This is a genomic window from Sinorhizobium sp. 7-81 (assembly GCF_030124405.1).
GTDB lineage: Bacteria > Pseudomonadota > Alphaproteobacteria > Rhizobiales > Rhizobiaceae > Sinorhizobium > Sinorhizobium psoraleae.
Map to the genome: position 1 here is coordinate 1 of NZ_JASKLT010000021.1, position 23,460 is coordinate 23,460.

Annotated in this window: 25 protein-coding genes and 1 pseudogene; 14 read left to right on the top strand and 12 right to left on the bottom strand. The window is 60.5% G+C overall.

The genetic code is table 11. The features are described from left to right. Positions 1-206: 206 nt before the first annotated feature. The 5 genes from QN224_RS30475 to QN224_RS30495 all read left to right on the top strand — a co-directional run bounded on the left by QN224_RS30475 (position 207) and on the right by QN224_RS30495 (position 5,685). A complete protein-coding gene (locus QN224_RS30475; protein ID WP_173513683.1) occupies positions 207-449 on the top strand; it encodes a hypothetical protein in 243 nt (80 codons plus the stop codon). Positions 450-898: 449 nt separating this feature from the next. After that, complete coding sequence (locus QN224_RS30480) at positions 899-1,381, top strand: DUF1236 domain-containing protein (protein WP_283979719.1); 483 nt, start codon at positions 899-901, stop codon at positions 1,379-1,381. Between the two features lie 176 nt (positions 1,382-1,557). Next, positions 1,558-2,214: an ABC transporter ATP-binding protein gene (locus QN224_RS30485; protein ID WP_283979720.1), complete on the top strand. Its 657-nt coding sequence runs from the start codon at positions 1,558-1,560 to the stop codon at positions 2,212-2,214. Next, entirely contained in the window at positions 2,211-4,622 is a 2,412-nt protein-coding gene (locus tag QN224_RS30490; protein WP_283979721.1) for an FtsX-like permease family protein, read from the top strand. Before QN224_RS30485 ends, QN224_RS30490 begins: the two co-directional genes overlap by 4 nt. 31 nt (positions 4,623-4,653) lie before the next feature. Beyond that, a complete protein-coding gene (locus QN224_RS30495) occupies positions 4,654-5,685 on the top strand; it encodes a lipocalin-like domain-containing protein (protein WP_283979762.1) in 1,032 nt (343 codons plus the stop codon). 237 nt (positions 5,686-5,922) lie between these two features. Here the strand turns inward: QN224_RS30495 and QN224_RS30500 are convergent, their stop codons facing one another. After that, a complete protein-coding gene (locus tag QN224_RS30500; protein WP_173513678.1) occupies positions 5,923-6,357 on the bottom strand; it encodes a CopG family transcriptional regulator in 435 nt (144 codons plus the stop codon). 8 nt (positions 6,358-6,365) lie between these two features. Then, the gene (locus tag QN224_RS30505; protein WP_283979722.1) at positions 6,366-8,351 is read right to left on the bottom strand and encodes a conjugal transfer protein TraG; all 1,986 of its coding nucleotides are present in this window, start codon (positions 8,349-8,351) and stop codon (positions 6,366-6,368) included. A 124-nt stretch (positions 8,352-8,475) separates the two neighbouring features. Here QN224_RS30505 and QN224_RS30510 point away from each other — a divergent pair, with 124 nt between their 5' ends. After that, on the top strand, positions 8,476-8,844 hold the full coding sequence (locus QN224_RS30510) for a hypothetical protein (protein WP_283979723.1): 369 nt from the start codon (positions 8,476-8,478) through the stop codon (positions 8,842-8,844). Between the two features lie 212 nt (positions 8,845-9,056). Here QN224_RS30510 and QN224_RS30515 read toward each other — a convergent pair whose 3' ends face one another. The 10 genes from QN224_RS30515 to QN224_RS30560 are packed head-to-tail and all read right to left on the bottom strand — an operon-like array spanning position 9,057 to position 16,427. After that, positions 9,057-10,094, bottom strand: coding sequence for a Gfo/Idh/MocA family oxidoreductase (locus tag QN224_RS30515; protein ID WP_283979724.1), 1,038 nt, complete (start codon positions 10,092-10,094; stop codon positions 9,057-9,059). 7 nt (positions 10,095-10,101) lie between these two features. Further along, entirely contained in the window at positions 10,102-10,551 is a 450-nt protein-coding gene (gene aroQ, locus QN224_RS30520) for a type II 3-dehydroquinate dehydratase (RefSeq protein ID WP_065998771.1), read from the bottom strand. A gap of 33 nt (positions 10,552-10,584) precedes the next feature. Then, a complete protein-coding gene (locus tag QN224_RS30525; protein WP_015886723.1) occupies positions 10,585-10,953 on the bottom strand; it encodes a 5-carboxymethyl-2-hydroxymuconate Delta-isomerase in 369 nt (122 codons plus the stop codon). A 14-nt stretch (positions 10,954-10,967) separates the two neighbouring features. Beyond that, entirely contained in the window at positions 10,968-11,828 is an 861-nt protein-coding gene (locus QN224_RS30530; RefSeq protein ID WP_283979725.1) for a shikimate dehydrogenase, read from the bottom strand. Between the two features lie 18 nt (positions 11,829-11,846). Continuing rightward, on the bottom strand, positions 11,847-12,620 hold the full coding sequence (locus tag QN224_RS30535) for an amino acid ABC transporter ATP-binding protein (protein ID WP_283979726.1): 774 nt from the start codon (positions 12,618-12,620) through the stop codon (positions 11,847-11,849). Between the two features lie 7 nt (positions 12,621-12,627). Then, positions 12,628-13,452, bottom strand: a complete 825-nt coding sequence (locus QN224_RS30540; RefSeq protein ID WP_283979727.1) for a transporter substrate-binding domain-containing protein — start codon at positions 13,450-13,452, stop codon at positions 12,628-12,630. A 41-nt stretch (positions 13,453-13,493) separates the two neighbouring features. Continuing rightward, positions 13,494-14,144, bottom strand: a complete 651-nt coding sequence (locus tag QN224_RS30545) for an amino acid ABC transporter permease (RefSeq protein ID WP_283979728.1) — start codon at positions 14,142-14,144, stop codon at positions 13,494-13,496. A gap of 9 nt (positions 14,145-14,153) precedes the next feature. After that, positions 14,154-14,822, bottom strand: a complete 669-nt coding sequence (locus QN224_RS30550; RefSeq protein WP_283979729.1) for an amino acid ABC transporter permease — start codon at positions 14,820-14,822, stop codon at positions 14,154-14,156. Positions 14,823-14,868: 46 nt separating this feature from the next. Further along, positions 14,869-15,690, bottom strand: coding sequence for a sugar phosphate isomerase/epimerase (locus QN224_RS30555; RefSeq protein WP_283979730.1), 822 nt, complete (start codon positions 15,688-15,690; stop codon positions 14,869-14,871). Further along, positions 15,690-16,427, bottom strand: coding sequence for a GntR family transcriptional regulator (locus QN224_RS30560; RefSeq protein ID WP_173513669.1), 738 nt, complete (start codon positions 16,425-16,427; stop codon positions 15,690-15,692). Before QN224_RS30560 ends, QN224_RS30555 begins: the two co-directional genes overlap by 1 nt. Before the next feature lie 253 nt (positions 16,428-16,680). Between QN224_RS30560 and QN224_RS30565 the strand changes: the two genes are divergently transcribed. The 8 genes and pseudogenes from QN224_RS30565 to QN224_RS30595 all read left to right on the top strand — a co-directional run bounded on the left by QN224_RS30565 (position 16,681) and on the right by QN224_RS30595 (position 23,297). Further along, positions 16,681-17,574 carry an intradiol ring-cleavage dioxygenase gene (locus QN224_RS30565; RefSeq protein WP_283979731.1) on the top strand — a complete coding sequence of 298 codons (894 nt, stop codon included), beginning with the start codon at positions 16,681-16,683 and terminating at the stop codon, positions 17,572-17,574. Between the two features lie 24 nt (positions 17,575-17,598). Further along, entirely contained in the window at positions 17,599-18,381 is a 783-nt protein-coding gene (locus tag QN224_RS30570) for a fumarylacetoacetate hydrolase family protein (RefSeq protein ID WP_283979732.1), read from the top strand. An 8-nt stretch (positions 18,382-18,389) separates the two neighbouring features. Then, positions 18,390-19,181 (top strand): 4-hydroxy-2-oxoheptanedioate aldolase, encoded by a 792-nt coding sequence (gene hpaI / locus QN224_RS30575; protein WP_283979733.1) that lies wholly within the window; start codon positions 18,390-18,392, stop codon positions 19,179-19,181. Further along, a complete protein-coding gene (locus tag QN224_RS30580) occupies positions 19,168-19,851 on the top strand; it encodes a transporter substrate-binding domain-containing protein (RefSeq protein WP_173513665.1) in 684 nt (227 codons plus the stop codon). Before hpaI ends, QN224_RS30580 begins: the two co-directional genes overlap by 14 nt. 402 nt (positions 19,852-20,253) lie before the next feature. Further along, positions 20,254-20,452, top strand: a pseudogene (locus tag QN224_RS30585) (substrate-binding domain-containing protein); the annotation flags it as partial. After that, a complete protein-coding gene (locus QN224_RS34160) occupies positions 20,435-20,788 on the top strand; it encodes an SAM hydroxide adenosyltransferase (protein ID WP_369292624.1) in 354 nt (117 codons plus the stop codon). The pseudogene QN224_RS30585 and the gene QN224_RS34160, both read left to right, overlap by 18 nt. Before the next feature lie 254 nt (positions 20,789-21,042). Beyond that, positions 21,043-22,185: an AmmeMemoRadiSam system radical SAM enzyme gene (amrS, locus tag QN224_RS30590; protein WP_283979734.1), complete on the top strand. Its 1,143-nt coding sequence runs from the start codon at positions 21,043-21,045 to the stop codon at positions 22,183-22,185. A gap of 170 nt (positions 22,186-22,355) precedes the next feature. Beyond that, the gene (locus QN224_RS30595; RefSeq protein WP_283979735.1) at positions 22,356-23,297 is read left to right on the top strand and encodes a kelch repeat-containing protein; all 942 of its coding nucleotides are present in this window, start codon (positions 22,356-22,358) and stop codon (positions 23,295-23,297) included. Positions 23,298-23,460: the final 163 nt, after the last annotated feature.

A 23,460-nucleotide genomic window follows, 5' to 3' on the forward strand; every position in this document is an offset into this window, starting at 1 on the left:
CGGTGCCCACCCGACGTCTTGCGGAAACCGCAGTGTAATTTCCACCGCAACTTCCACTCAAATCGCCCCCGAAATTACACCATCTCCGCGGACACTATCCGAGGGGGCAAGGAAAGCTGCGGCAGTGGCAATCTGGGAGGATCGAGTTCTCCTCCGATCGGAACCATCATCCCTGGTTACAGTTTCGTGCTTTTGGAGAAGCCGCGATGGTCAAACATCTACGAAGAGGAAAGCCACCGACAAAAGCAGCTGAGGCCGCGCTTGTCGAGCAGGTCGTCGCCGATTGGTGCGACCTGCGGCGGGTGGACCCGATGAGCCACGCTGCCGTGAGCGAAGGCCTGAGGGTTCTGTATATGATCCGCGAGTTCGAGCTGACCGATCGACAGGAGCTTTTGAAAATGTTGTTGGCTGGCGACGAGGGAAGCCTTCTTCCTACTGCTTCCCCCTAGGCCATGTGAGAACGCCGCCGCCGCAGAGCGTCCGCAAGGTTCGGCAGATCGAGCACCTGATCGGCCTCGTCTGGAGTGGCCCGGAGGCAAGCCTGTAATCCCAATCTCTCGTCCAAAATTGCCGGTGGAAAGACGTCGAAGACCGTCCAGCTCCCGCCGCAAGTCGTACCTTCACGCGATCATGTGGTGGGCGAGATCCGGACAGTTTGGTAGCTTTTCTAAGGCTAACGGCTTCACAGAATGCTTGGAGACTCCCGTAGCACTTCGCCGATCGACGCTTCTCGTGTACGGGCCCGCGTTATGGAAGAAAGGCCCCAGCACGGTTGGGTTCGACAATCGCAAAGGCGCTGAGACTTCCATTCATACCCCTGCGCTGACGAGGTTGCCGCCGAGGTCGAGGGAGTATGGACCAGGGCGAGTAGCGTTCAACCCGCTTAGGACCCTTGCGCTTGGGTATCCAGACCAAAGTCCGACACGTCTCGTGGGCGCTGGACGCTCTTTGGAACAAAGCTCGGGGCGACTTTTTTCTATCGGAAGGGACGCTTCTGTTGGAGAAGCCGGCGATGACGGGATTCGTGGTCGCTGTTGGGTTGATTTTCTTGGTGGCCGCGCCTGCTGTAGCCCACGATACATCTGAGAACCGCGTAGCGACCGCCGGGGTGGCGGAGGACGCCACTGAAGCCGCGGGAGCGACGGGTGGCGCGGTAATCGACCCGCCGCCGCCGAGGGTCGTCGACTTTGTTGTGGCGCAGCCGCTTCCATCGCATTCGCTCGTCATTCAAGAGCGGATTGCGATCGGCGTGCCGGTCCCGGACACGGTGTTTCTCACCGTGGTCCCCGCAGATAAGCGGTACGGCTTTGCGCTGGTGAACGACAAGCGCGTGATCGCTGACGTAGGGACCCGCACAGTTGTGGAACTGGTCGATAAATGAGGAGCCGAACCAGGACGGGAGGCCTCGAAAAACGGCTTGTTATGCTTCGAGAGACGAGCCGTTTTTCGAAGAACCTGACGATCGAAGAGCTCTGCATTCGCATCGCCTCACCGTAGGCCTTTTCAAGCGGCCGCAGAGAGTTACATAAGTGCAATCGTCCCGTTCATGGCCGCCCCATGGTGATCGCTCTCCGCAATCTTTGGAAATCCTATGAGACTGCCGAAGGGCGGCTTGACGTGCTGAAAGGGATCAACCTCGATCTCGGAGCCGGAGACAGCGTTGCCCTGACGGGGGAGTCTGGTAGCGGAAAGAGCACTCTCCTGCATCTCGTAGCCGGCCTTGACCGCCCGGACTCAGGCGAGATCGTGATCGGGGGTCGAGACATTTCCAAGCTGAACGAGCGGGAACGCGCCGCTTATAGGCGGACAGAAGTCGGCATCGTGTTTCAGCAGTTCAACCTTGTCCCGTCATTAGACGTGGCCGCGAACATCGCTTTCCACGCCAAGCTTGCGGGACGCCACGATACAAAATGGGAAATTGAACTCGTGGAGCACCTCGGAATAGGGACATTGCTGACCAGATATCCCGAGCAGCTTTCCACCGGACAGCAGCAGCGGGTGGCGATCGGGCGAACCCTTGCCGCACGTCCCGGGTTGATTCTGGCAGATGAACCCACAGGAAATCTGGACGAGGCCAACGGAGACGTCGTCCTGGAACTGATGCTCTCACTTTCGAAGGAAACCGGATCGACGCTGCTCCTGGTGACACACTCGCAAAGACTGGCGGACAGGCTCGACCGGCAGGTGCATTTGCGATCCGGGAAGATCGAATGACAATGTGGACCGCAGCCACGGCACTTCTGTCTCACTGGCGACAACGGCCGCTGCAACTTGGCGCTCTCTTGTCGGGCCTGGCGCTGGCGACGGCCCTGTGGTCCGGAGTGCAGGCGATCAACGCAGAAGCCCGCGCGAGCTACGCCCGCGCCGCGGCTGTGCTTGACCAGAACGGGTTGGCGAACCTGGTGTCTCCAAACGGCCTCGCGATTCCTGAGTCGGCCTTCGTGCGGCTCAGACGTGCGGGTTGGAACGTGTCGCCAGTCTTGGAAGGGGAATATCGGTTCGGAGCCACCCGGTTAAGGGTGATCGGCATAGAGCCACTGACGATGCCCGCGGAGACAAACAGCGTCGATCTGGAAAATGCCGGGGAGCTGTTTTCCTTCATCACGCCTCCGGGCATGCTGGTCGTCTCTCCTAAAACAGCGGAGAAGATCCGAGGGCAGACCGGCCTCGCATTGCGTGTTTCGGATCGGATGCTCGACGGCGCCGCGTTCATCGATATTGGCTTGGCCCAGAGGCTATTGAGAAGAGACGGCGAACTCAGTCGGATTGTGATCGCCGAAGAGCAACGTCCCGGTCTGGAGCCGCTCGGAAGGCTTGTTCCGGCGCTCTCGGTTCGCGAGCCGAATGCACAAACCGAAGTGAAGCATCTTACCGAGAGCTTCCATCTCAATTTGACGGCCTTCGGTTTTCTCGCCTTCGCGGTAGGGTTGTTAATAGTGTACTCGACGATCGGTCTCGCCTTCGAGCAACGGCGGCCGACCTTCAGGACGCTTCGCTGCCTTGGCGTTTCATTGAGCAGGCTTGCGGTCCTGCTGCTCGCTGAGCTTGTCTTCTTCGCCGTTGCCGCGGGGGCGGTGGGTATCGCAATTGGATATCTAGTCGCGTCGCTGCTGCTACCCGGAGTGGCCGCAACCCTCGAAGGTCTCTACGGAGCCAGCGTGCCGGGCACGCTTTCTCTACGGCCGGAGTGGTGGGTATCGGGCTTTGCCATCGCATTGGCCGGAACATTGGTTTCGTCGACACAGAGCCTGTTGCGCTTGATGAGGGTGCCCCTGCTGGCGGCGGCTCAGCCTCGGGCCTGGGGGCGATCGTCGGAAAAGGGGCGGCGGTTTCAGGTGCTCGCCGCTGCGGCTTTGCTCGCCCTCTCGGGAGCTCTTCTTCTGTGGGTCGATGGACTCCAGGCGGGCTTTGGCGTGCTTGGCTGTCTGCTGCTCGGCGCGGCGCTACTTCTCCCCGCCGTGCTCTCCGGATTTCTCACCTTGATGCAGCGGACGTCTTCGCGTGCGCTCGTCACGTGGTTCTGGGCCGACGCGTGGCAGCAGCTGCCGGGACTTTCCCTTGCGCTCATGGCATTGCTTCTTGCGCTGGCGGCAAACGTAGGCGTCGGAACGATGGTGTCGAGCTTCCGTCTCACGTTCGTCGGCTGGCTCGACCAACGCCTCGCCGCGGAGCTTTACGTCGCCGCCCGGGACGAATCCGAGGCAGACAGGCTCAGGGCATGGCTCGCGACGAGGGTGGAATCGGTGCTACCGATCTCAAGCGTAGACGCCGAGATCCGGGGGCAGCCGGTGCAGATCTTCGGTGTCGTTGACGATCCGACCTACAGGAAGCACTGGCCGCTGTTCGTTGGCACGCCGGACGTCTGGGATCGGGTAGCGTCCGGTGACGGGATATTGGTCAACGAACAGTTTTGGAGGCGGGAGCGGCTCCGCATCGGCGATGAGCTGGATTTGGCGAGCGACTGGAAGGCGGCGGTTGTCGGCGTCTATTCGGATTACGGAAACCCAAAGGGCCAGGTCATCGCCGGAATAGACGCCCTGACCTTTCGCTACCCGCAAGTCTCACGCCTGCGCTACGGTCTGCGAGTCCAGCCTGATCAGGTTGCGGATCTGCGTTCGAGCCTCTCGGACGAATTCGGGCTACCACCGGAGAACATCGTCGACCAAGCGGCACTCAAGGAGCAGTCACGGCGGATCTTCGATCGCACATTCTTGGTTACCGGCGCGTTGAACATATTCACGCTCGGGGTCGCAGGACTGGCTATGTTCTCGAGCCTGCTCACGCTTTCGGAAATGCGCCTCCCGCAGCTTGCACCCGTGTGGGCCACGGGGGTCACAAGACGCGATCTCGCTCTCCTCGAGCTTCTGAGGACGCTGGTGCTCTGGCTGGCGACATTTATTGCCGCTTTGCCACTCGGCCTGGCGCTGGCGTGGGTGCTTCTCGCGGTGGTGAACGTCGAAGCCTTCGGCTGGCGCCTGCCGATGTATATCTTTCCTTTCGAGTGGGGCAGGCTCGGTCTCGTTGCGCTCGCCGCTGCGGTCGTGTCGGTATTCATCCCCCTTCGCCGGCTGGCGGGAATCGCGCCGTCGGAACTTCTGAAGGTGTTCGCCAATGAGCGTTAGATCGATAGCGATCGCTTTTGCGATAACGACCATGGCCAGCTTGTCCGGAAGCCAAGCGGCCTACCAGGGTTTTGCTGGCCTCGGCTCGGCGGCCGAAGGGTTTTCGGTGCCGCAGCCCGGCCTGCTGTTCCGTTTCCCTGCCGACCACGGCCCACATCCGGACTTCCGGATAGAGTGGTGGTATCTGACGGCCAATCTTGAAGCTCCCGACGGGACTGAATACGGAGCGCAGTGGACCCTTTTTCGGTCAGCGCTTGCGCCAACGGAGGCCAACGGATGGTCGAGCCCACAGCTCTGGATGGGTCACGCAGCCGTCACCACATCAGAGAATCACTTCGCCGCCGAACGCATTTCACGCGGGGGAGTGGGGCAGGCTGGTGTTGTCACGGGGCCCTTCTCGGCTTGGATCGACGACTGGCAGATGACGGGACATGCCGTCCCGGGAGCGGATCAATTGGCCGACATCCGCCTGACTGCGACGGCAGAGGAATTCGGCTACGAACTCCGCCTATTGGCCACGGGCCCGCTGGTGCCGCAGGGCGATAACGGCTATTCAGTGAAATCAGCGACGGGACAGGCCAGCTACTACTATTCGCAACCGTTCTATGCGGTGACTGGCTCGCTTTCGCTGCCGACCGGGAATGTCGCAGTGACGGGGAAGGCTTGGCTTGACCGCGAATGGTCGTCACAGCCGCTCGCGGAAGACCAGACCGGCTGGGAGTGGTTCTCGCTGCACCTCGATACAGGGGAGAAGCTGATGGGCTTCCGTCTCAGAGACGAGGGGGAGGGATTCACCGCCGCCACCTGGATCACTGCCGACGGGCGACCGGACCCCTTACCGCCGGCAGCCCTGAAGATCGTTCCCGTGCGTACCGCCAAAGTCGCGGGGCGTCAAATACCGGTCTCCTGGAACGTTCGGATTCCCAGTCGCGGCTTTGACGTCACAACCCAGCCTCTGAACGACCAAGCATGGATGTCAACGTCCATACCGTATTGGGAGGGACCGATCGCCTTCGAGGGCAGTGTCCGTGGGAGGGGCTACCTTGAGATGACCGGGTACTAGCCCAAGGCTCTGAGTAGCGGGAAACGGTAACGCTAAGGCTGGACATGGACGATGTGTGGGCCCTCGTCGAGATTTGTTCTGCGCTCGTGATCGGCGAGATCGTGTCGACACCGCGGACCAATCGCGGGCAGGTTCACGCCGAGCTGTTCGGCATTCTCCACTTTTCCAAAGCCGAAGACGGAAACCGGCGCAACGGCGTTTTTATGCTAGCCGTTGAAACCTGCCCCGCAGCCAGTCCTAATCCTCTGTCGGCAGCGCCGCGACATCCTCTGAAATCTCCTGCCTCAGCTGAGGGCCCTTGGCGAGACGGCGCCCCAGGGCAGCGACGAAGGCATCGTAGCGTTCGCCCGCTTTGGCTCGCGCGGCGGCTTGCGCCGGTTCGGGTAATGGGGGATTGGTGGTCAGCCAGAAGCGCACAAATACAGCGAGCGTCTCGACCGCTATGCCGAGATCTCGTTCCAGCCGGGTCATACGTCGATCGAGCTGATCGAGCCGCCGTGTGGTCGCGGCCTCCTGGCGCTCCGCCGCATCGGGAAAGAGGAAGGAGGCGATGGAGGCTTCGGCGACGAGCGAGCGCGATTGATTGCGGCGCGCCGCATATTCGACAAGTGCCTTCATAACGGGTGGGTCGAGATAGACGGAGAGACGCTGTTTCTTGGGAGCTTTCGTCATCGCGTGTTTCACAACTCCATTCCGTCATTCGGGTCGAGTGCAGCCTGACGGGCAACACCTTGCATGAGCCGGCCCATGCGACGGTTTCGGTCTGCGTCTTCCTGCGCATCCTCCGGCAGGTCGTAGTCGAACTCGTTGTCAATCGGCTCTTTCTTCTCGATCGTGCGGGTGAGACTCAATTCGGGCTGCTGGCGGCGCTCTGAACCGGTCGCATCCTCTCCATTGCCGTTTACTTCCAAGGGAGCGGGTTCAACGCTGAACCGGCGCGGAAGAGGTAAGGTGCTCCAGTCGTCGGGACTTCGGCCGTTGCCGCCGTTGAGTTGGGGTGGCGGCAAGATGCGCTCCACAAGTCGAGGATCTTCATAGTAGCGGACCTTCTTGGCGCGGATTGGCGGTGTCCCTGCAACCATGATGATCTCATCGGCAGGCGGAAGCTGCATCACCTCGCCGGGTGTCAGGAGGGGACGGGCCGTTTCCGAACGCGAGACCATCAGGTGGCCGAGCCATGGCGAGAGGCGGTGCCCGGCATAGTTCTTCATCGCACGCATCTCGGTGGCGGTGCCCAAGGCATCGGAGACACGCTTTGCTGTGCGCTCGTCATTGGTCGCGAAGGAGACGCGCACATGGCAGTTGTCGAGGATCGAATTGTTGGGGCCGTAGGCTTTCTCGATCTGGTTGAGCGACTGCGCGATCAGGAAGCTCTTGAGGCCATATCCCGCCATGAAGGCGAGGGCGCTCTCGAAGAAGTCGAGCCGGCCGAGTGCCGGGAACTCGTCGAGCATGAGCAGGAGACGGTGGCGGCCGGTTTTTGCTTGCAAGTCTTCCGTGAGGCGCCGGCCGATCTGATTGAGGATCAACCGGATGAGCGGTTTCGTCCGGTTGATGTCAGAGGGCGGGACGACCAGGTAGATGGTGGTGGGCCGATCGCCGCCAACGACATCGGCTATTCGCCAGTCGCAGCGTCGCGTCACTTCGGCGACGACCGGGTCGCGATAGAGCCCGAGGAACGACATGGCGGTCGAGAGCACGCCGGAGCGCTCGTTGTCCGACTTGTTCAGCAACTCGCGTGCGGCACTCGCGATGACGGGGTGGGGGCCTGCCTCGCCGAGATGCGCGGTCTTCATCATAGCGGCGAGGGTGGACTCGATGGGCCGCTTCGGATCGGATAGAAATGCGGCGACGCCGGCGAGGGTCTTGTCGGGTTCGGCGTACAGGACGTGGAGTATAGCGCCCACGAGCAGCGCGTGACTGGTTTTCTCCCAGTGGTTTCGTTTTTCGAGTGAACCTTCTGGATCGACAAGGATGTCGGCGATGTTCTGGACATCACGCACCTCCCATTCGCCCCGACGTACTTCCAGCAGGGGGTTGTAGGCAGCGGATTTCGCATTCGTCGGATCGAACAGCAGCACTCGACCGTGTCGGGCCCGGAAGCCGGCAGTGAGCTGCCAGTTCTCACCTTTGATGTCGTGGACTATCGCCGAGCCTGGCCAAGTTAGAAGCGAAGGGACGACGAGACCTACGCCTTTGCCGGATCGGGTGGGGGCGAAGCACAGCACATGCTCTGGCCCATCATGGCGGAGGTAATCCGGTTCCAGGCTGCCGAGCACGACGCCGTCAGGCCCGAGAAGGCCGGCGGCCTTAACTTCATCGGTGCGTGCCCAGCGGGCGGAGCCGTAGGTGTCGACGTCCTTCGCTTCCCGTGCCCGCCATACCGACATGCCGATGGCGACCGCAATGGCGATGAAACCGCCGGAAGCTGCGATGATGCCGCCTTTCCAGAAAACGTCGGGCGCATAAGCGTCATAGAAGTACCACCACCAGAAAATCGAGGGCGGATAATAGACGGGCATACCGGCGAACGCGAACCAGGGTCTACCAAGCTGCGGCTGAAAGCCGAGCTGCCACGCTGTCCATTGCGTTGCTGCCCAGGCCATGGCGAGCACGATCAGGAAGACGGCGAGAATCTGGCCCCAGAGGATCTTGGTCGCGGACATGCTCCGACTTTCTTGACGGCACTTGGCGCCAAGATCGGAAATATTGATCGGCGTGTTCAAGCCGCCAAAGGGGTAGGGAGAAGAATCGGTGGACTAGGCGCATAAATACAGGCCGTCGCGCAACTTGATCATCATCCCCGCACGAGCTTCAGGCGCAAGTGGCGACGCCGTGCATGTACGGGCGGTGATGACCGTCGGGCGTGCCAAGGCACATTTCCAGCATAACCGTGCGGCCTTCGAGAAGGTCGCGTTTCGACCCGTTGCGGACATCCGGACCCAAGTACCGAATGACAAAAAGGTACGCTCAAGGCGGACATTGATTTCTCGCCTGAGTCGGCTCCAACCAGTCACCCAGAAATTCGATGAAGCGTTGCGTCGTTGCCGGAAGCGGGCGCGTTTCGATGGTGGCGAAGACAGAGCGGCCGCAGTGACGCAGACGGCCATCGGCCAAATCCTCGGCGACGATTTCGTCCGCCAGAAGGGCGATGCCTAAGCCGAGCGTGGCCAGCTATCCGACATGCGGCGCATGCAGCCGATTTCAGGAATGTCGAAGTGGCTTAACTGCCAGCGATCTCGAACAGAAGCGCTCGAAAACAGGACCGCCGCAACTGCTCGTTCGTCGGTGTTGAGCCGGCGTTCTCCTCGCATCGGATGCAAGGAGACGCGAAGGGCGAGCAGGCCGTTGCGTTACACATTGCTCAGGCGTCAGTTCAACTCAATACGTTCTCCCGTTGCCGCCGAGCGTTTTACCGCATCGATTACCCTTAAGGTTTCGAGCCCCTCACGCCCGCTGACAAGCGGCGGTTCGGCTCGGCGGATCACCTTGCAGAATTGCCGGATCTGCAGGACGAGCGGGTCCTCGTCGTCGACCTCGATACGCTTTTGGTCAAGTGGCTCCCACCAGCTGCGTTTACCAGGATTGCGCCAGACCTCGAGCGACGGAACAGCCAGCGACCCGTGCGTTCCTCCGATCATGTAACAGGATTGCTCGGTTCTAGGGTAGGTCGGATTCTCTCCCGTTGTCATCTCCCAGCTCCACGGTGCGACCACCGAGTCCGAGACTGTTGCAGTTCCCAAAACTCCATTCTTGAACTCGATCAGGATCACAGCCGTTTCCTCAACTGCGTTGCCGCGCACTGCGTTGGACTCGCGTGCCTGAACCGCGGCCACATCGCCGAAAAGGTAACGCAGATTATCGACATCGTGGATGAGATTGAGGAAAACCGGCCCCGCACCGCGCTCACGACGCCACGAGATGTCGAAGTAATCGTCGGGCTTGAACAGCCAGAACATCGCATTGACAACAAGAACGCGGCCGAGCTTCCCGCTTTCGATGATTTCCTTTGCCTTCTGCATCACCGGATTGTGTCGGCGGTGATGGCCGGTCAAAAGAGGAACACCTTTTGCCTCGGCAGCTGCGATCAGCTTTTCCCCGGATATAATGTCGTCGGCGATAGGCTTCTCGATGAGTGCGGGAACGCCGGCTTCAACGGCTTCCAACCCGTTCTGGACGTGAGCCTGGTTGGGCGTAGCCACAATGATCCCGTCAGGTCGGTCTGCGGCAATCATCTGTGCGAAGCTTGTAAACCACTTCACGCCGGCTTCCCTGGCAATGGTCTCGCCAACCGGGGTGGGATCGACCACGGCACTGAGTTGCGCCGAGGGCTCGGTCAGGACGTGCTGAATATGGCGCTTACCGATGAGGCCTGCGCCAAGTACGGCCAGCTTAACCCGCTGGGTCATGGTCACCTCAGCCCTTGCTCGCCGCCTTGATCATTGTCGCCGCGCGCCGGATGCCAAGCTGGTATCCTTCTGTTCCAAGGCCGCAGATCACGCCGTCCGCGCGGTGCGAAACGAACGAATGGTGTCGGAAGCTTTCGCGCTTGTGCACATTGGAAATGTGGATCTCGATCACAGGCCCTTCAAATGTGTTCAGAGCGTCGAGGATGGCGAGTGAGGTATGGGTAAAGGCTGCCGGATTGATGACGATGCCCGCACCGTCCTCGCGCGCCTCATGAATCCAGTCGATGATCTCGTATTCCCGGTTGCTCTGATGAAAGCGGAGTTCATGGCCGAGTTCGGCTGCCAGTTTGCGGCAGTCCGCCTCTACGTCTGCGAGCGTTTCATGCCCGTAGATGTGCGGCTGGCGTTTGCCAAGCAGATTGAGGTTCGGTCCATTGAGAACGTAGATCAGGCTCATAGTATAGTGTCCTTCTTGAGCACGTCGTCCTGGTCAGACGAACGCGATTGCTTGAACGGCAAAATCAGGGTCCGACTCGTAGAGATCTGCGCGCAAGCCGAGCCTTCCCGCTTCGAGAGCAGGCGCGGCGATCGCCCGCGCGGCGTCGAGAACGGCAGTGAGAAGCTTCTGCTTGGTCTCTGCGGTACGACCCGGTGCCATCCGCACGATGATTTGGATGAAATGATTATCGACATGCTCATCGCCCACGCAGGAGTATGTCGCCTCCCGCGCAAGCGTGCGCACGGCGGAAGGTTTCACCAGGCCGCCATCGCGAACGCAGCGATGCACGGTGAGCGTCAGCCGGTCCATGGCTACATGCTCGCCTGCGCCCCGGCTATAATCGATGATGATATGCGGCATTTGGGATCTCCCCATCAAGCCGACAGGCGGCACAAGTCCATAAAGTGACGGGACATGCGCTCTGCGTCGGGTGCGATCCCGGTGAACAATTCGAAAGCCGCTGCTGCCTGGTAGACGGTCATGCCGCCGCCACGAAGGGTCCGGCAGCCTTTTCTTTCGGCGAGAGCAAGGAGCTCTGTGACGAGCGGCATATAGACGATGTCGGCGGCCCAATGCCGTGGCAGAAGCCATTCCGCGTCGATCGGCAAACCAGGATGGCTCTTCATGCCCGTCGGCGTCGCGTGGATGAGGCCGTCGGCGGAGCGCAGGGCGCTGCCGACATCCGTTGTGGCACGAGCACAATCCCTTGAGAACCGATCGTTCAACTGCCCAGCCAAGGTTTCTGCCCGTTTCGAATCCTGGTCGAAGATCGATAATCTCTCAATACCGAGCTTGATTGCGGCATGCGCCACGGCGACACCGGCGCCGCCGGCGCCAAGCAGGACGGCATGCGACTTCGCGACGTCCGGAAGGCCGCGCTGGAAATTCTCGTAGAAACCGTACCAATCAGTGTTGTGGCCGATCCTCTCGCCGTCACGAAAGACCACGGTGTTGACCGCACCGAGTATCTCCGCATCCTCGGAAAGGCGACTGAGGTGGGCGATCACCGACTGCTTGCACGGATGTGTAATGTTGCTCCCGGCAAAACCGCGCCGCGATTCCTCGTCGAGGAGGTCCGGCAGCGCCGAGGCGGGAAGGCCTCGCTCGGCCAGGTCGAAAAGCTCGTAGCGGTAATCGAGGCCCTGATGTCGAGCCTCCGTTTCGTGGAGCGCCGGGGACTTTGACATTTGAATGTCGGCACCGATCAGTCCCACGAGGAATTTCTTGTCGTGCATGGGCATCGCTTTCGGAGGTCAGTGGCGGGCCAGGATTTCGCCGAGGAAGGTTTTCGTGCGTTGGTGCTTGGGAGACTTGAAGAAGACCTCCGGTTCGGCCTCTTCGACGATTTCTCCGGAAGCCATGAAGATCACGCGATCAGCGACCTGACGGGCAAACCCCATTTCGTGCGTGACACAGATCATCGTCATGCCGTCACGGGCGAGCCCGATCATGGTGTCGAGCACTTCCTTCACCATTTCGGGGTCGAGGGCAGAGGTTGGTTCGTCGAAGAGCATGACCTTCGGCTCCATGCAGAGCGCGCGAGCGATGGCAACGCGTTGTTGTTGTCCGCCGGATAGCTGCGCAGGATACTTTTCCGCCTGATCAAGGATTCGAACGCGCTCGAGATATTTTCGAGCCAGTCGCTCTGCGTCAGTCCGGCTTGTGCCTCGAACACGCATCGGGGCGAGCGTACAGTTCTGAAGTACGGTCATGTGGGGGAACAGATTGAAGCTCTGGAAGACCATTCCCACTTCGCGACGTATCGCATCGACGGATTTGGTGCTTCCGTCCAGTACCTGACCCTCGACGACGATCTTGCCTTCCTCGATCGTTTCGAGGGCATTGATGCAGCGGATTAACGTCGATTTCCCGGAGCCTGACGGCCCGCAGAGGACGATTTTTTCGCCTTTGCGGACCGACAGACTGATGGATTTCAAGGCATGGAAAGCGCCGTACCACTTCTGCACGTCCTCAAGGGAAATCAGCGTCGGTTGATGGTTTGCGGAATTGAGCACGGAACCCTCCATTTGGGCTTTAATTGACGGTGAACGGGATGTTCGGAATGGATTCCGGGAACTGCGGCAGATCGATCGCCATCCACTTCTTCGTGATGGCGGCAAGCTCACCATTGGCCTTGATCTTGTCGAGGAAGGCGTTGACGGCTTCGTTCCAGTCCTTCTCGCCGAGACGGGTCCCGACGCCGTTGTAGGTCGTCAGAAAGTCAATCTTGCGCTCATAGGTGCCGGGACTCGCCGCATCCAGACGCTGACCATAGAACTGGTTGCCGCCCACCGCCTTTACCTGGCCGGAGATGAGAGCCTGGATGGTAGCGGCGTCGTCATCAAAGCGGCGGACCGTTGCGGTGGCTCCGACGGCGTCCGTTACTGCCTTATCCTGCGAACTGGACTTCGGAACGGCGATCTCCCATCCCGCAACTTCTTCAGGCTTCGTAACCGTGTCGGACTTCGCGGCATAAAGCGAAATCGTGTTGGCGGCGTAGGGCTTGCTGTATTGAATTGATTTCGCGCGTTCTTCCGTCATCGCCATCGTTGCGAACAGGATGTCAACTTTGCCGGTCGTAAGCGCCGGAATTCGGTTGGCAACGGCGAGCGGCTGGAATTGAACCTTCACGCCCAATTCCTTGGCAAAAAGGTTGGCGACGTCAGCGTCGAAGCCGTCCTGCACGCCGCTTGTGTTGACGAACCCCCATGGCGCATTGTCGCCCTGGATGCCGACCACAAGCGTGCCCTTGGTCTTGATTTCCTCCACAGTTGCCGCAGAGGCGGTGGCAGCGCCAACGGTTGCGAAGGCAACGGTTGCCAGTGCAAGCCCGAGAAAATTCCGACGATTGTTATGCATGCTTATTCTCCTCCTCAAGAGTTTTGCTTCGAGCGAAGCGGTTAGCGGGCAGCTTTCGCCATCCGTTTTTCGAGGCCACTTCCGGCATGGGAGAGCGGCCAGCAAATGATGAAGTAGATTGCGCCGACGATCCCGAAGACGAGCAGCGGACGATAGGTCTGGTTTGAAATGATCTGACCGGCGCGAGTGAGTTCAATGAAGCCGACGATTGCTGCCAGCGACGTGCCCTTGATGAGCTGGACAAGGAAGCCGATCGTGGCCGGCATCGAGATTTTCAGGGCCTGCGGCAGGATGACGTCTTTCATCCGCGAGACATAATGCAGACCGAGGGCGTTGGCGGCCTCCGTCTGGCCCTTCGGCACAGCCTCGATGGAGCCGCGCCAGATCTCGCCCAGGAAAGCACTGGCATGGAGCGTGAAGGCGATTGCGACCGCGATCCACGCGTTGACCTCGATGCCCAACAGCGCAACGCCGTAATAGACAACGAAGAGCTGCATCAGAAGGGGCGTGCCCTGGAAGACGCCGATATAGCCTGCGGTGATCGTCCGGGCGACCTTCTTCTTCGAGGTGCGCAGCAGCGCGATCAGGATTCCGAATATCCCCCCACCGATGAAACCCACGATCGCGAGCAGCACGGTCCACTGCAAACCCTGCATCAAAAAGAAGAATTCATTTTCGCCGATGGGACCCATGGCTGCCTCCTATCGCGTCGGGTAGTTGAAGTAGTGACGAGAAATGAGGGCAAAGAGGCCCATCATCAGCGTCGAGATAACCAGGTAGATAGCGGTCACCGTGAAATAGACTTCGAAGCTGCGGAAGGTGTCAGACTCAATGCGCTGCGCGGCCGAGGTCAGTTCGTAGGCGGCGATTGACGTGCAGACAGACGTTGTCAGTGTCAGCATGATGAACTGGCTTGTGAGCGAGGGATAAATCGCCCGCAGCGCCGGCTTGAGCACGATGAGCCGGAAGACGTCCGCCTTGTGCAGACCAAGTGCGAAACCTGCTTCGATCTGGCCGCGCGACACGCTTTCGACCCCGCCTCGGATGATTTCGATTGCGTACGCCCCACCATTGATGCCGAGGGCAATGATCGCCGTGACGGTCGGATTGAGGCGTATGCCCATGAGAGGAAGGGCAAAATATATGAAGAAGATCTGCACCAGAAATGGCGTATTACGCACGACCTCGACGAAGACAATGACGGGGGTGCGCGTGATCTCGCTCTTGGAAGTCCTTGCAACAACGCCCAGGATTCCGACGACGAGTGCGAGGAGCATCCCAGCCAACGCAAGGCCGAGCGTTCCAAGCGAACCCCATAGCAATTCCGGGGCGCGGTCGAGGACCGCACCGAAATCAAACGTATAAGTCATGTAAGACTTCCTCCCTCCGACCGGCTTACGCCGCGTCGGCGCCGGATCAATGATCCGGTTTCAAAATCCCCAGTGCGCTATCATGCAGATGTTTTAGATGTGCCTCCGGGTCCACCGGCCCGACGAGTGGCACTTCAACCGAGATAGCAGCGCCGTATTCGGTTGCCGCCCAGAGGTCCTTCAATGGCAATTCGCCTTCTCCAGGAGCGAGCCTGCCGCTTCTCGCCTCGGCGATCATTGCGTCCGATGTTTTGGGAGCAGGCCCGCGGACGTCGCAAAGCTGGACGTGTTTTACCTTCCCTGCATTTGCGCGAAGCTCGTCGATCGAGGCTCCGTTTCGAAAGAAGTGAATCCCGTCAACAAGGACACCGGTGTTCTCCGCTCCGCAGGAATTCACGAGCCCTACGCTGTCGCGAAAGGTTCTTACCGTCCGCCAGCCCATGTTTTCGACGTCGATTGACATGCCATATCGCGCCGCGAGGGCGCAAAACTCAGAAAGGTTTGTGGCAAGACGGCCGCCGTCTCGATCATCGCCGCAAACACTCAGCCGGCGCGCCCCTATGTTCGCAGCGGCTGCCACGGTCGCCTCGTGGGAGGCCGCAACGAAGTTCTCGTCGATCACGAAGAACTCGATATCGAACACCTTGATACCTTCGCTATCGGCAACTGTCTTGAACTCCTGGGCACTGTGGCTGCCCACCGGCAACTCGTAGAAAGGGGCTCCGGGAAAGGCGGGGTGCAGACGCAGACCTATCGATGCAAAACCCGCCCGAGCAGCCATCACGGCGAATTCCTTGGGCGGCAGCGCGATGGATGAAAAATGCGCCACGCCCAGTTCAAGGCTCGGTCCTGGCGTCGCGACGGTCATCACAAGATCCCCTTTGTCGCGAGGTGATTGCGCAGATTGGTTCCCGTGCGGTGAATATGCTGACGCAACATGTCGCACGAATAGTCAAGATCCCGCGCGACGGCTCCCTGAGCAATCTCGCTGTGCTCCTGGCTGACGTTGCGGTCGCCCGACGTGCGGGTCAGAAACACCCGACGATAACGATCGTTGAGATTAAGAAGCAATCTGCAGAAATGGAGCAGGATCGGCTTCCCGCAGCCAGATATGAGTGTCAGATGAAATTCGCGGTGGAGCTCTTCCCAGCGCTCCAGTGTCTCTGGCCGAGCCGCGTCACGCTCGGTGCGGTTAAGGCGATGCAGCGCGCGCATGACGTTGCCCTCCCACTCCACATCGCCGAGCCGCATGGACTCGCGAAGCGCAAAGACTTCAAACTCTTCGCGCAGGGTGGTGACCTCTTCCAGATTGGCCAAGGAAATTGATGAAACGCGGTAGCCGCGATTGTCCTCGAACTCCACCAGACCGTCCGATATCAGCCGCGCCAAGCCTTCACGCAGCGGACTGAGGCTTACGTTGAACGTCTTGCGCGCCTTGTCGAGATTGATCTTGCTGCCGGCCTGAAGCTCGCCGGAGATGATCGCCTCACGAAGACGGGATGCAAGCTGGCTCCCAATTGTGTTTTTGCCGTCGTCAAGAAAGCCAGAAGACGACGGAGCATCTTCTGTCGTCGGAGCAAATGCGCCGTCGTCATCCGGTACCATTGTTCCTCCCACGGCTCCCCGAACTAATTGTCGATGATCGATACAATAAACGATTATTCGTGTCAACTTGAGAGCGCTCGAATCTGCACAAAGTTAAGCCTCAGCTTCCTCTTCGCCAACGATATGCAATTTATTCAATGCGTTGTATGCCGCCCTCCTGTTTCTTTCGGCTTAGTGGCGCCGCGAGAATGTATGGCGGCCTTGACAGATAATCGATTATTGAGATAGTCGGGGAAATCGGGAGGTAGCCCACATGGTGATCAAAACTGAAAGCGATCTGACGCCAGCCGTCCTCGCTGTGATGAATCGCACTGAAGACCCCCGCCTGCGACAAATCCTCGTGGCGATGGTCAAGCATCTTCATGCCTTCGTGCGCGAAGTTCGACTGACGGAGGTCGAGTTTCGGGAGGCGACAGCCATGCTGAATGAGATCGGGAAGCTGCATACTGATCACCACAACGAGTTTGTGCTGATGGCCGGTTCTCTTGGCGTGTCTTCACTTGTCTGTCTGCTGAACAACGGCGACAGAGGACAGACTGAGACCTCCCAGTCGCTGTTGGGTCCATTCTGGCGCCTCAACTCTCCGCGAGTCGAAAATGGCGGGTCGATCATCCGATCCGAGACGCCGGGCACTCCCCTGTTCGTGCATGCCAAGGTCGTTGACCGCGACGGTAAGCCAATTGCCGGCGCCGAAGTGGATGTGTGGCATGCATCTCCCGTCGGTCTTTATGAAAACCAGGACCCAGACCAGGCCGAGATGAACTTGCGCGGCAAATTCATGACCGACGAGCAAGGTCGGTTCTGGTTCAGGACCGTCAAGATGGTCGGGTATCCGATACCGGTCGATGGCGTGGTCGGACGCCTGCTCAAAGCTCAGGGACGCCATCCGTACCGACCAGCGCACCTGCATGCACTGATCTTCAAGCATGGATACAAGACGCTGATTTCCCAGGTCTTCGACCCCAGCGACCCGAACATCGACTCCGATGTTCAGTTCGGTGTCACGGCAGCGCTGACCGGCGACTTCATTCGTCATGAGGAGCCCCATCCGACCGAAGCGGATATTCCTGGTCCGTGGTTCTCGCTCGACTACACCTATGTCATGGAGCCCGGCGAAGCCGTTTTGCCGCGTCCCCCGATCAAATAAATCACGATCAGCAGAGCAAACGATATGATCACCGAAGAAGAACGCCGGGCCGCGGCAGACGCGCTGCTCAAAGCTGAAATCGAGCGCAAGCCGATCATACAGCCTAGCGAGACCTACCCGAACCTCGAACTCGAGGACGCCTACCAAATTCAGGCTTTGTGGGCGGAGGCGAGGGTAGCCAAGGGCGCACGGATCGTCGGGCATAAGATTGGCCTGACGTCACGCGCAATGCAGATGGCTTCGAAGATGACGGAGCCGGACTACGGCTGCATTCTTGACGATGCGCTTTACAACGACGGAGCGCAGATCAGGGCTGACTTGTTTATCAAACCGCGCCTCGAGGTCGAGCTGGCCTTTGTTATGGGTGAGGATCTCGTCGGGCCCGGCACCAGGATATATGATGTCATGCGTGCGACCGAGTTCGTTGTCCCGGCGCTCGAGATTATCGACTACCGGACCGAAGTCCCTCGAGCGATCACCGACACCATTGCGGACAACGCAGCTTTCGGTGCCCTCGTCGTTGGCGGCCGTATAATTCGCCCGATGGACATTGATATCCGTTGGGTCGGAGCGACTCTTTCCAAGAACGGCATCATCGAGGAGTCGGGCGTGTCGGCGGCGATCATGGGACATCCGGCAGCCGGCATCGCGTGGCTGGTCAACAAGCTTCATGCTGTGGGCGGTGGCCTGAAGAAGGGACAAATAGTCCTGGCCGGCTCCTTCACGCGTCCTGTCGATATCGCGAAAGGTGATGTCATTCAGGCCGACTATGGCCCTGTTGGCTCCATCGGCGTGTCGTTCGTGTGAGGTGCTAGATGGAACATCCTGTCAATCGGTTCAAGCAGAAGCTTCTTACTGGTCAAAGTCAGATCGGCCTGTGGTGTGGCTTGCCGGGAAACTACGCCGCGGAAATCGTCGCGCCTTCAGGTTTCGATTGGCTCCTGTTCGACACGGAACATTCTCCGGGTGACGTTCTGACTGTCCTGCCGCAATTGCAAGCGGTCGCACCATACGACGTTTCCCCAGTCGTCCGCCCGGCCATCAACGACCCCGTTCTCATCAAACGTTTCCTGGATATTGGCGTTCAGACACTGCTCATTCCCTACGTTCAGAACGCAGAAGAGGCGAAAGCCGCCGTGGCGGCCGTGCGATATCCTCCGGATGGAATTCGTGGGGTTTCCGCCCTGACGCGCGCCACTCGTTTCGGCCGAGTTGTGAACTATGCGCAAAATGCGGAACGGGAAATTTGCCTATTGCTGCAAGTTGAGACGCGGGAAGCGCTTGGCAACCTCGAGTCGATTGCGTCGGTAGAGGGAGTGGACGGCATATTCGTAGGACCGGCGGACCTGGCAGCGAGTTTCGGACACAGGGGCCAACCGAGCCACCCGGAGGTCGTCGACGCAATTGTCGACGCGATTGAACGCCTGAAAGCGTTGGGCAAGCCTGCGGGCATTCTTACCCCGGATGAGAAGTTCGCGGCACGGTGCCTCTCGCTGGGGACGCTATTTACTGCCGTTGGTGTCGATGTCGCTGTTCTGGCAAGGGGATCGGAAGCACTCGCGGCACGATTTGCATCTCAGGGAGCGTACCACGATGTCGCAACGTGATGAGCTCCTCACTGAAATCGCACCGACGGGAGTCATCAGAGCGGCGGTCAACATGTCGAATGCCGCACTTGTCCAACTCGATCCAGTGACAGGCTCTCTAACGGGGCCGAGCGCGCAGATCGCGATCGAACTTGCGGCAGAACTCGACTGCGGTTTGTCGCTGGTTCAATACGGATCGGCCGCTGACATTCTTGCGGCTGCCGAAGGCAACGAGTGGGACGTTGCGTTCATTGCTTCCGATCCATCACGTGCCGACAGGTTCTCCTTCTCGCCCCCCTATACCGCGGTAACCGCCAGCTTTCTGGTGTCAGACGGTAGCCCGCTAGGCAGCGTGGAGCATGTTGACGTCGAAGGGGTGCGCATTGCCGCCGCAAGAACCGCTGCGTATACAAAGCAGCTTGAGCGACAGGTTAGAAATGCAATTGTCCTCCATACCGAAAGTCCCGCCTCCGCCCTGGACATGCTTGTATCCTCCCAGTGCGATGCGGCTGCGGGATTGACCGAGTCCCTGTCACGTTTCTGCGAAGAGAATCCAGGTTTCCGCATTGTTGAGGGGACATTCTCGAAAGTGCCTCAGGCGATCGCTGTGCATCGGAGGTGTGTTCACGCTTCAACCTTCCTGTCGGACTTCATCCAACAGCATTGCAGTGCGGGTAAGCCGAGCAACTGAATCAGTTGGCGGCACATGCGAGGGAACCAGGTCGAGGGGACGCGACACGTTAACTCCCGAATAGTCAATTGGAATCCTCTTCTCTCTCAAGCGTTCCAACTCGGAAGTTCATGTTTCGTCGAGCCTAGCGTACGATGTCGAGCAACTCTTGTTCCGAAGGTCGTGGTGCTGGCGCAGCAAGTCTTTGCCGTAGTCGTTGCCATTCGGCGTCCTGACGACCGCGTGGATGTGCCCGCGCGTCGGCCACGCCCCGCCGCCGCCGCGAGATGGCCCAGATCGGCGCTCCTCCCCCAGCACCATGACCGCCAGAAAAACTGCGAGCGCGATCGCGACCGACTGGGTGAGCATCATCAGGCGGCGCGGAAGCCGGTCGGCGGGTTTATTGCCGGGTGGTACGACTGCGCAGCCTTGTGCCTGGGACTGAACATCCCAAATGATGTCAGCATCGTCGGCTTCGACGATTTCCCATGCGCGGAAGCCTGAGCTTACCACAGCCGCCTTGCCCTACTACGACCTGGGCTATTGCGGGGCCGAGCGGCTGGACCGGCTGCTCGAGGGCGAAGACCTCGGGCCGAAGCACGCCATGCTCTCCTGTCGCCTCTCCCGAAGGGCTCGTGGCTGTTCTTGGCTTTTGACACCAGAGTCCGCTTACCGGGCGCGTACCAGACCTGAGCCGGGGAGACGAAGACCTTGGCCCCGATCCAGCTCGCATCCCTCCGCTCCCTTAGGCGCAAGCTGGCCACACGATCGTGCTGTTTACGGATTTTCGGCCCTCGGCCACATCCTGGAACGGGCCAGAACGTTCAGTACCCAGTTGCCGAGTGGCGCGTTCTGGTACGAGAATTCGAACGGGCTGGCCGAGGTCGCCGTCAACCGCGGACGCGCGGATCGCGAGCTTGCCCTTTCGGTCGGTAGCCCCATCGAGATCGCCCCTTGAGGACGTGGGCCGGAATGCCAAAACATAAGAGACGGCATCAAAGGCACGGAGCGGCCGAAGCCGCCAAAAATGTTCCGGCAAGCCGCAGGAGACCGTCAAGATACCGAGTGCGCTGGCCGGAACCGACCCCACAGAGCAGAAACAGTATCGCCGAGAAGACCTGCGTGCCGTCGGCGATCGCCGAGGGGGCACGTGCTCCCCGGGAGCGGTCCATCACCCATTGAACGATACCATGACAGGTCTATCATGCCAGCATGTCCTCAATCCCCAACGCCACGACCGCAGTCCGCCCGGAATTGCAGCCGCATGACGCGTCGATTGTGCCGGGCCGCTATTGGCATGCGCTTGCCGACGGGCGCATCCAATGCGACCTCTGTCCGCGATTTTGCAAGTTGCATGAGGGGCAACGGGGGCTCTGCTTCGTCCGCGCCCGTCAGGGCGACCGGATGGTGCTAACGACCTACGGTCGCTCCAGCGGCTTCTGCGCGGATCCGATCGAGAAAAAGCCGCTCCACCATTTTCTGCCGGGCACCGCCGTCCTGTCGTTTGGCACGGCCGGCTGTAATCTCGCCTGTCGGTTCTGTCAGAATTGGGACATCAGCAAGTCTCGCGCGATCGATACACTCGCCGACGCCGCTTCTCCCGCGGCGATCGCCCGGGCGGCGGCCGATCTCGGCTGCCGCAGCGTTGCCTTCACCTACAACGACCCTGTGATTTTCCATGAATACGCCACCGACGTGGCCGATGCGTGCCGCGAGTTGGGGATCAAAAGCGTCGCGGTTACGGCCGGCTATGTCTGCTCCGAACCACGCACCGAATTCTACCGCCACATGGATGCGGCCAATATCGATCTCAAGGCTTTCACCGAGCGCTTTTACCAACGCGTCTGCAGCGGCCAACTCCAGCCGGTGCTCGACACGCTTGTTTATCTCAAGCGCGAGACCTCCGTCTGGTTCGAGATCACGACGCTGCTCATTCCCGGCGTGAACGATTCTGAGGCGGAGATCGAGGCCCTGACGCAATGGATCATGGAAGAACTAGGCCCGGATGTGCCGCTTCACTTCACGGCCTTCCACCCCGACTGGAAAATGATGGACAAGCCGCCCACCGCGCCCGCAACGCTGACACGGGCGCGCCGGATCGGCCTCCAAAACGGGCTGCGGTACGTCTACTGCGGTAACGTGCATGATGACATCGGTGGCAGCACCTGGTGCCATGCCTGCGGCGCATGCCTTATCGCTCGCGACTGGTACAGCCTGTTGACCTGGGCACTCGACGCCGAAGGCCTCTGCCACCGCTGCGGCACGCCTTGCCCCGGCATCTTCGAGCCGCACCCGGGTCACTGGGGCGCCCATCGCCGGCCGGTGCACATCGCGCCAATGACGGCACCGGCTTGACCAGTCAGCGAAAACGGCCGAACGCCGGATCAAGGAGATAACGGCGATTTCCAGCCGAGCTTCCTGAGCTTAGGGTCTGTGGCTGCCGTAACCTTTCAGGTATTCTTCGGCGGATGGTTCTCTGTGTCCCGCCTTTGGCCCATTTTTTGGCACCGGCGAAGAGGCTCAATATGCCATTATCCCAAACATACCCCTTCCTCACGCTCCTGTTTGTTTGGCTGCTGCTGAGCAGCGCGGCGACGGCGCAGCCGGGTGCCGGCCAGTGGCGTAGCGCCGCGCCGATGGCCTCCGAGCGGTCCGAGGTCGCCGTCGCGGGGCTGGACGGCAAGATCTATGTGGTCGGTGGCTTCTCCGGGGCCAGTGAGCTTGAGATCTACGATCCGCGCGCCGACCGGTGGAGCCGCGGCGCGCCACCCCCGCAGCCGCTGCATCATGCAGGGGCGGTCGGCCTGAACGGCAAGCTCTATGTGGTCGGCGGCTATTCTGACGGCTGGACGCCGGTTGCCACGCTCTATGAATATGATCTGGCGCACGATCGCTGGCGCGGCCTGGCATCAATGCCAACAGCACGAGGTGCGCTTGCTGCAGCGGCGCTCGACGGCAAGATCCACGTCGTCGGCGGCGCCGGAGACGGTCGGCGCAATACGCCTGCGCATGAGGTCTATGATCCCGCCAGTGACACTTGGTCGAGCCATGCGGCTCTTCGAACCGCGCGCGACCATCTGGCAGTCGCCGTGGTGGACGGGCGGCTTTATGCCATCGGTGGCCGCATCGACGGCAGCTATGCCAGCAACCTCGCCGCCAACGAGGTCTATGACCCGGCGAGCGACCGCTGGGAACGCCGCGCCGACTTACCGACGCCACGCAGCGGGATCGCTGCGGCCGTCATCGACGGACGCATCCTTGTGGTTGGCGGCGAAGCGCCCCAGGGCACCTTCAACACGGTCGAGGCCTACAACCCGGTGAGCGACGACTGGCAGCGCCTTGCAGCAATGCCGACGGCGCGGCACGGCCTGGGGGCGGCCGTGGTCGATGGCCGGATGTTCGTCATCGGCGGCGGACCGACGCCGGGCGGCTCGGCTTCCCCCGCCAACGAGGTCTTTACCCCCTAGACGCCGTCAGTTGGGAGAGCAAAAAATACGGCGATCGCGGGATTTGAGCCTTCTGTGTTTGAGGCTGGGTTGCATTTCCGCGGCATCATTCTGCGGACGGTTCGGTGGTATGGCCTGCGCTGTGAGCCACAGCGACCTTGAGGACATGCTGTGCGAGCACAGG